This is a genomic window from Roseovarius halophilus (ex Wu et al. 2025) (assembly GCF_047086965.1).
Map to the genome: position 1 here is coordinate 1 of NZ_JBKOTX010000233.1, position 7,461 is coordinate 7,461.

At 63.8% G+C, this 7,461-nt stretch carries 5 protein-coding genes; 3 read left to right on the top strand and 2 right to left on the bottom strand.

Annotated elements, in window-relative coordinates; all coding sequences use genetic code 11:
- The 3 genes from ACH107_RS27815 to ACH107_RS27825 form a co-directional block, all read left to right on the top strand.
- Positions 1-346: DUF971 domain-containing protein (locus tag ACH107_RS27815; protein ID WP_412508953.1), on the top strand; the 346-nt coding region annotated here is incomplete at its 5' end.
- Positions 339-1,583 carry a DUF6522 family protein gene (locus tag ACH107_RS27820; protein ID WP_412508955.1) on the top strand — a complete coding sequence of 415 codons (1,245 nt, stop codon included), beginning with the start codon at positions 339-341 and terminating at the stop codon, positions 1,581-1,583. The genes ACH107_RS27815 and ACH107_RS27820, both read left to right, overlap by 8 nt.
- A gap of 66 nt (positions 1,584-1,649) precedes the next feature.
- Complete coding sequence (locus ACH107_RS27825) at positions 1,650-2,774, top strand: NAD(P)/FAD-dependent oxidoreductase (RefSeq protein WP_412508957.1); 1,125 nt, start codon at positions 1,650-1,652, stop codon at positions 2,772-2,774.
- 423 nt (positions 2,775-3,197) lie between these two features.
- On the opposite strand, the gene ACH107_RS27830 is transcribed toward ACH107_RS27825, so the two are convergent.
- Together ACH107_RS27830 and ACH107_RS27835 are read right to left on the bottom strand one after the other, a co-directional pair.
- Positions 3,198-5,726, bottom strand: a complete 2,529-nt coding sequence (locus ACH107_RS27830; RefSeq protein ID WP_412508959.1) for a DEAD/DEAH box helicase — start codon at positions 5,724-5,726, stop codon at positions 3,198-3,200.
- Positions 5,723-7,461: site-specific DNA-methyltransferase (locus ACH107_RS27835; RefSeq protein ID WP_412508961.1), on the bottom strand; the 1,739-nt coding region annotated here is incomplete at its 5' end. The genes ACH107_RS27835 and ACH107_RS27830, both read right to left, overlap by 4 nt.

Sequence of the window (7,461 nt, forward strand, 5' to 3'; positions counted from 1 at the left end):
CGGCCAGCCCGCGCCGGTGGCACCGCAGCCGGACGGGCCGGCCAACAGGCTGGCGGCGCTGGATCACGACGCCACGGGGCTGATGCTGCGCTGGGCCGACGGGGCCGAACAGCGCCTGACGGACCGTGACCTGCGGCTTGCCTGCGCCTGCGCCAAGTGCCGCGACGAGATGTCGGGCAAGCCATTGCTCGATCCGGCAAGCGTGCCGCTGGACATCAGCCTGACCCGGGTCTGGAGCGTGGGCAATTACGCGCTCGGCCTGGCCTTCAGCGACGGGCATGACACCGGCATCTACACCTTCAAGGCCTTGCGCGCGATGCAGGGGTCGGAGATGGAAGATGTCTGAGGCGGCCACGCAGCGCCGTATCCGCGCCCAGGCGTCGGCCAGCGATGCCCGGGTCATGGGCTTCGTGCTGGACGCCGAGGTGCAGCCGGGCCGCGCCGCGCGGTTCGATGGCCCCGGGGACGCGCCGTTGTCCAAGGCGCTTTTCGGTATCAGCGGCGTGGCCCGCGTCGAGGTGAGCGGCGCGACGATCTGGGTGCAGAAAACCGAAGAGGCCGACTGGGCCGGTCTGAAACCGGCCATCGCCGCGGCGATCCGCACCGTGCTGGACTTCACCGAAACACCACTGGGGCAGGGGGCCGAGGACCGCGGGTCCGATACCGCCTTGTTGCAACGGGTCGAAGAGTTGTTGCAGACCCAGGTCAACCCCGCCATTGCTGCGCATGGCGGGCACATCTCGGCCGAGCGGGTCGAGGCTGGCACCGTCTACCTGCGCATGTCCGGGGGGTGTCAGGGCTGTGCGGCCTCGGCGGCGACCCTGCGCGACGGAGTCGAACGCATGCTGCACGCCGCCCTGCCGCAGATCGTCGATATTGTCGATGTCACCGACCACGCCCAGGGCACCAACCCCTTCTACACCCATGAAACCGGCAAGTCCCCGGTGTTCAACCGCCCCGTGCCACCCGGGGTGATCGACCGCGAGGATGGCCAGATCAGTGTGGACCCTGCCTATCTCGGCCCCCGCCTGGGCCTGACGCCCGAGACGCTGCGCGCCGGCATGCAGCGCGGCGATGTCGTGGGTGTGACCGAAAGCGGCGAGGGGGCGGATGCGGGCAAGACCCGCATCGTGATCCGCAGCCCCACCCGCGCCTGGGCCGCCGAGATCGCCGAGGATGGCAGCGCCCGCGAGATCCCGCCCCCAGCCCCCGCAGATGAGGCCGCCGGGCAGGAAAGCGCCCTCTCCGAACGAGTGCGCGCCTACCTGGCCGGGCTGGAGGGCGAGACGACAACCGTGACCTATGGCGCCCTGGCCCGGGCGCTTGGGATGTGGCAGCCCGGTTCGGTGCGGCGGGTGACCGCCGCGCTGGAGGCCACAATGCGCGCCGATGCCGCGGCCGGTCGGCCCTTCATTGCCGCCCGCGCCGTGGGGCGGGGACGTGACGCGCTGCCCGGCAAGGGCTTTTTCGATCTGGCCCGGACTCTGGGGCGCGGGCCCGCGACGGATGAGAGCGATCGGGACTACCACGCCCGCGAATGCGCCGCGCTGGCAGGCCGGGTGGCGTCCGCTTCGGGGGACTGACTCGACCACGGCTTTGCACTGGGCCCGTAGCCTGTCCACGTTCGGGGCAAACGGAAAGGGCAAGTCTTGGCGTTCGATTTCGAAGCTGTGGTGATCGGGGGCGGGGCCATCGGGCTGGCCTGCGCCGCCGCCCTGGGGCGGTCGCTCGGCCCCACGCTGGTGCTTGAGGCGGCCGACCAATGGGGCGCGGGCACCTCGTCGCGCAACAGCGAGGTGATCCACGCCGGACTCTACTACCCCACCGGCAGTCTCAAGCACCTGCTCTGCTTGCGCGGGCGGCGCATGCTCTATGATGATCTGGCCCGCCGGGGCATTGCCCATCACAAATGCGGCAAGCTGGTCGTGGCCACTGACGAGCCGGAACTGGCCCGGATCGAGGCGCTGGCCGCGCGCGCCCGCGACAACGATGTCGAGGGGGTGCAGCTGCTGGGCAAAGAGGCCGTGGCGCGGATGGAACCCGAGGTACGGGTCACCGGCGCGCTATGGTCCCCGGAAAGCGGCATCTTCGACAGTCATGGCCATATGCTGGCCTTGCTGGGTGACATCGAGCAGGCGGGCGGGCATGTCGTTACCGCCACGCCGCTGCGAGAGGCCCACCCGGATGCGGGTGGCTTTCACTTGCACACCGGCGGGGCCGATCCGGCCCGCATCACGACCCGCGTGCTGGTCAATGCCGCGGGACTCTCCGCGGTGCAGGTCGCGGCGCGTATCTCGGGGCTGCCGGACAGCGCGCTCCCGCACCTGCGGTTCGCCAAGGGCTGCTATTTCGGTTTGAGCGGCCGGGCGCCGTTCCGGCACCTCGTCTATCCCGCGCCGGTGGATGGCGGGCTGGGGGTCCATGCGACGATCGACCTCGCCGGGCGGGTACGCTTTGGCCCGGACGTGGACTGGCTGCCACCCGATACGACGCCGGGGCAGTTGGACTATGACGTGCCCGCCGGGCGCGCCAACGCGTTCCAGACCGCGATCCAGCGCTACTGGCCCGGGCTGCCGGACGGGGCGCTCTTTCCCGATTACGCCGGGGTCCGCCCGAAACTGAGCGCCCCGGGCGCGCCGCTGGCCGATTTCCTGATCCAGGGTGTGGCGGATCACGGCCTGCCGGGCCTGGTCAACCTTTTCGGTATCGAGAGCCCCGGCCTGACCGCCGCACCGGCCATCGCCGAACACGTCGCGCAAGCACTTGATCCGTGAGCGGCCCTGCAACAGGAGCGCTGCAAACAATCTCAGGAGAATCCCGGCCGCGACAAAGTGACCAGGATGCGCACGGCACGTCTGGAAGCGCGGTACACGAAACCGGATAATTTGGAGGCGAGTACCGGACCCGCTACCATTTTTCTAAGCCACTGGCAGGCTTGAACAATCGAGTGCGAGGTTGAGTTGTGTGTCGCACTTCGTGTCACACTGGTGTCGCACCTAGGGGTGATTTGTCAACGCGGTCGGTCGCGGTAGGGGCAATGACGCCGGACCTTTCTTCTCTCTAGGACTGGCCATTAGGGTTGCTCTATGGGCTGGTGAGTTCACACGCCTACAGCCAAGGGTACGGGGGCAATGCCTATGTCTCGTGTAGTAGATGGGGGCTCGAAAAAATGTGTCGGTTTTTCTCGGGGTCGCTGCCTAGGTGATGTAGACTAGCGTCTTGAGGTCAAAGAGGTCCTCAGGGACAATCTTGTGCAGGCCCTCAGCATACCTCAACCTCTCCCACCGACCGTAAGAGCGGTAGGTCCAGAAGACATTGCGGTACTCGCGGTGCTGAACACGTATCTTCTCGGTGTTCCGGTCCGAATGGAGCCGACCAGTCTCTCCATCGTCTTTAATTTCGACCAGCGCGATAGTGTCTGGCGTGGTTCGGCCACTAACGCCCACGATGAAGTCAGGGAAAAACCTATGCCCAGAAGGAAGTATAAGCCTCGTTGCCCAAGTCTCGTTCTCTGGGTTGCGCATCCACCATTTGACCGTCCCTGTAGTGTCAGTGTCTAGGAACTCAGCAAAGTCCTGTTCCTCTTTGTTCAGGCGGTGGGGGAATACCCCGTATGCTGACCTCTCTGCCTCGCTAAGTCCGTCTGGTCCGAAGTATTGTTCGGGCACGGGTTCGCTATTGTCGACCCGAACATTGCGTGCTTGTGCCGTCTTGATGGCATCTTTCAGTTTCTCCGGTTCTAGCATCCCAGCAAGGTCAATGGCGCGGCGGAGGTCTCGTTCTTCTGGGTCAAAGCCTCTCTCGTAAGCTATTGCCCGGAGTTCTTCGACCAGTGCCCGCTTCAACTGTCGCGGGTCGATAGCGTCGTTAAAGTTGAAGGCGAGTTGTGCCTTCTCTGCGACCCTTGCGTTGGACAGTCGCAGCCGAAGGTCGATTGTCTCTTGCACCTCTGCGGCGAACAAGTCCCGTAGGTCGAGGTGCGCGTTTGTTAGCTTGCGCTGCAGGAGCCCAGTGACGTCTGCTGCCCGACAGAACTCCTTTGCAATGTCCTGCACTAGGTCGTTCAGCTTCGTCGGGTCAGGCGGCAATTCTCGGAACAGTGCTTCGGGCAGGTCCAAGTCCTTGCGGATGGGGTAGGGGCGAAACTCCGGCTTGGGCTTCGGTGTCGAAGTATCGGGCTTGGCACTTTCTGGCAGGTCGCCAAAGAGGGGCGTGCTGCTCATGTGCTGCCAAGTCTCGCCTGCAACGATAGCGCGGTCTTGCTCGTCGTTGCCCATCTCTTGAACTTCGGCCTTCACGACGCCTTGTTCGATGAGGTTGGTTAGGCGTTGTTGTCTGTCGTCCGCGTCCTGAGGCGGTCGAGGTGTGTAGCTGGCTTGGGTTGTCTCCGCTGCAACCACTGGCTTTTCGGCATTCCCGAACTCGTAGACATCGAGGTTGTCGGTGATAAGGTCGATACTCTCCTGCACCGCCTTCAACTCGTCCACCGCCGCTTGAAGGCCCACTTGCATGTCTGGGTCCGTCAGCAGGACATATCCGCTGTCCAGCAGGTCGTCTTGCCCATGGATGGGGCGCACGGACGGATGCACGCGCATGATGCGGCCCACGATCTGCATACCGAAGTCGCGGCCCCGGTTGGGGCGCACGGAAACCAGCGTCCATGCGCGGGGCGCGTCAAAGCCCGTCGCTACGGCCACCTTGAAGATCAGCACATGGGTGTCGGGGTCGTAGGCCAGCGAGTGAAAGTCCGGGTCAGGTTGACCGGACGTGTGCGTGGCAATGGCCGCGTCATCGACGCCGATCTCCACCAGCTTGTCCCGCACCCGCTTTACCGGGTCTTCCGCACCCTTGGCTTGGTCCTCCACCTGCACCAGCATTAGGGGCGACACGGCCAGCCCATGTTCCTTGAGCCGTTCGCGCACCCGGCAATGCTGCGTCCACCCGGCCTGCAAGGTCGCCTGTTCATGGTCGATCAGGTCGAGGTCGCCTTCCCGAAAGCGGATCACGCCCAGCTTGAGGCCCACCTTGTTCAACCCGGCTTCGACCACCTCGGCGCGGGGCACGACAACGCGGCTGGCCACTTCGATCCCGGCGGTACGCTCGAATGCTTCCAGCTTCTCGTCGCTTGGCGTGGCGGTGGCGAGGATCGTGAAATCGGGCTGGATATGGTCGAGGTAGAAGCCCGCCGCGACCTTGGCCGACGCCCCGAAGTTCAAATGCGCCTCGTCGATCACCACGCCCACGAAGAACCCCGCGTTCCGCCACGACGCGATCAGGTCGTCAAAGGACAACGCCGCCTCGGACGTGCGGCGGACCTTGCGGGCATCCTTGTTGCTGGCGGCGACCGTCGCCCATGTCTGGATGAACACATCGCCGTCGCGGGTGCCATTGGGTTCCCGGTCCTTGGCCACGTCGCGGACGCGCAGACCGCCGCATTGCGCCACCAGAGCCTCGCGCGTTTGTGTCACCAGCCCGGAATAGGGCGCGAACCAGAGCCACACCACGGGGCGGCTCAGCGCGCCGCGCAGCCCTTCCAGCACCCGGCCCAGCACCAGCGTCTTGCCCGATCCCGTGGGGCTTTGCAGGAGCGTCACGCCGCTTTTCAGGGCGATGCTCTGCCGGTGCGCCGGGTCGCGGTCGTGCAACTCTGCCACCTTGTGGATCACGCCCGACAGCGCGTCCACCGCGCGGGTCTGGTAGGCGGCAAGTGACAGGCGCTCACTCATTGCTGGAACCGCTTCACCAGCGTGTCGCGGACGGGGCGAATGTCCACATGGGTGCCGTCGAGATGCTGCGCGATCTGGCCCGGTGCCCACGCATAGACGAACAGGTTCTGCCGGTCGCGGCCTTGCAGCCATTGCAGCAAGCCGGGGTCGAAGCGGTCCACCAGCACCAGCGCGGTTGTCACGCCTTCGTGCAGGTTCCACGCCGCTTGCGTGTCATAGACGGTCAGCGGCAAGTCGTGCATGGCTTCCAGAGCGGCCCAGGCATCGGCGGGTTGAAGGTCATAGTCGAGGTCTTCAAATGCGATCTCGTGGGTGCGCAGATAGGCGAAACCTGCGGCGAGGTCGTTATATTTTGGGTCATCACTGGCGTTGAGCAGGCGGATGCGCTCAGCGGTTACGTCCCGGCAGAGGTTCTTGCCGGGGTCTTCCTCTGTGGCCTCGGTGGACGACACCATGATGAAGCGGCGACTGCCGCCGTCCTCGGCGTTGAGTTCCATGACCGCTTGGGCGGTGGTGGCGGACCCTGCGAAGAAGTCCAACACCAGATCGTCCGGGTCGGTGGACTGTCGGACCAGTTCGCGGATCAGGGAGACGGGCTTGGCGTAGTTGAAGGCTTTGGACCCGAAAATGGACTTTACTGCTTTTGCACCTTCATCATTCGTCCCAGAGATAATGGTGTTGCTTTCTTCCTTTATCGTGTCTTTCTCGGCCTTCGGTGTGATCCAGCTAGACAACGGTTGGGTGGGAGTGCGAAGTTGGCTCTTGAAGCGCTTGTATCTTGGCGTGCCAAAGCCAACCTTTCTCCCAACCCATTCATCTATATCGGGTAGGTCATGCCTAAGAAGTGGTGATCTTCCACTTGTTGGCACCTCGCCCCGATCAATCGCATTGTGTAGTTCTTCCTTCGTTTCCCAGACTTCCACTCGTTGCTCCGCCGGGAAGCGCACCCGTCTTTCTCTGATTAGTTGCTCTATCGTTTTTCCGCGTGCCCCGCTCGATAGCTTCTCGGATACAAACCGCCAAACACCATCAGGATTGCACGGATACCAAATCCCTGTCTCCGGGTCTTCGAGTGGAAAATATGAGTTCGGGCGTTCGATCCGTGTTTTGGATTGCGCCATATTGTCTGGCTGAAACCAATCGTCGTGCAGGGGGTCGTATTGATTGTAGAGTTCGAGGGTCTTTTCTGTGCCGAAAAACTTAAACGACGGTTTCGCATATGCCAGAACGTACTCGTGGTTGCCTGTGAAGAAGTGACTGCCGCCTTCGTTGCCCCCGGTCCGTGTTCGCCAAACGAACGAGCCGGTTTTGCTTCCGGGCAGCGCCTCATCCATCATCAGTTCCAGTAACGCCCGCTGGTCGTCATTGATCGACACCAGTAGCACCCCGTCTTCGGCCAGCAAGTCCCGCGCCAGCGTCAGGCGGCGATAGAGAAACTCCAGCCAAGTGGACTGGCGGAAGCGGTCCTCCTTGTCCATGTAGCTGTCGTTGTAGACCCAATCCTTGTTGCCGGTGTTGTAGGGCGGGTCGATGTAGATGCACTTCACCCGGCCCGCATGGGTCATCCGCAGCCAACGCAGCGCGTCGAAGTTGTCGCCTTCGATCACCAGATTGTCCCACGGCGCGGGTTTGTCCGAGATTGAGCAACCTGAGGTCTGGAAATTCTGCTGAGAGCGGGTCATGCATCCTGGCATTCCCATTTGATGTAGGCCTTCGTTTCGGAGGCCCATTTTTC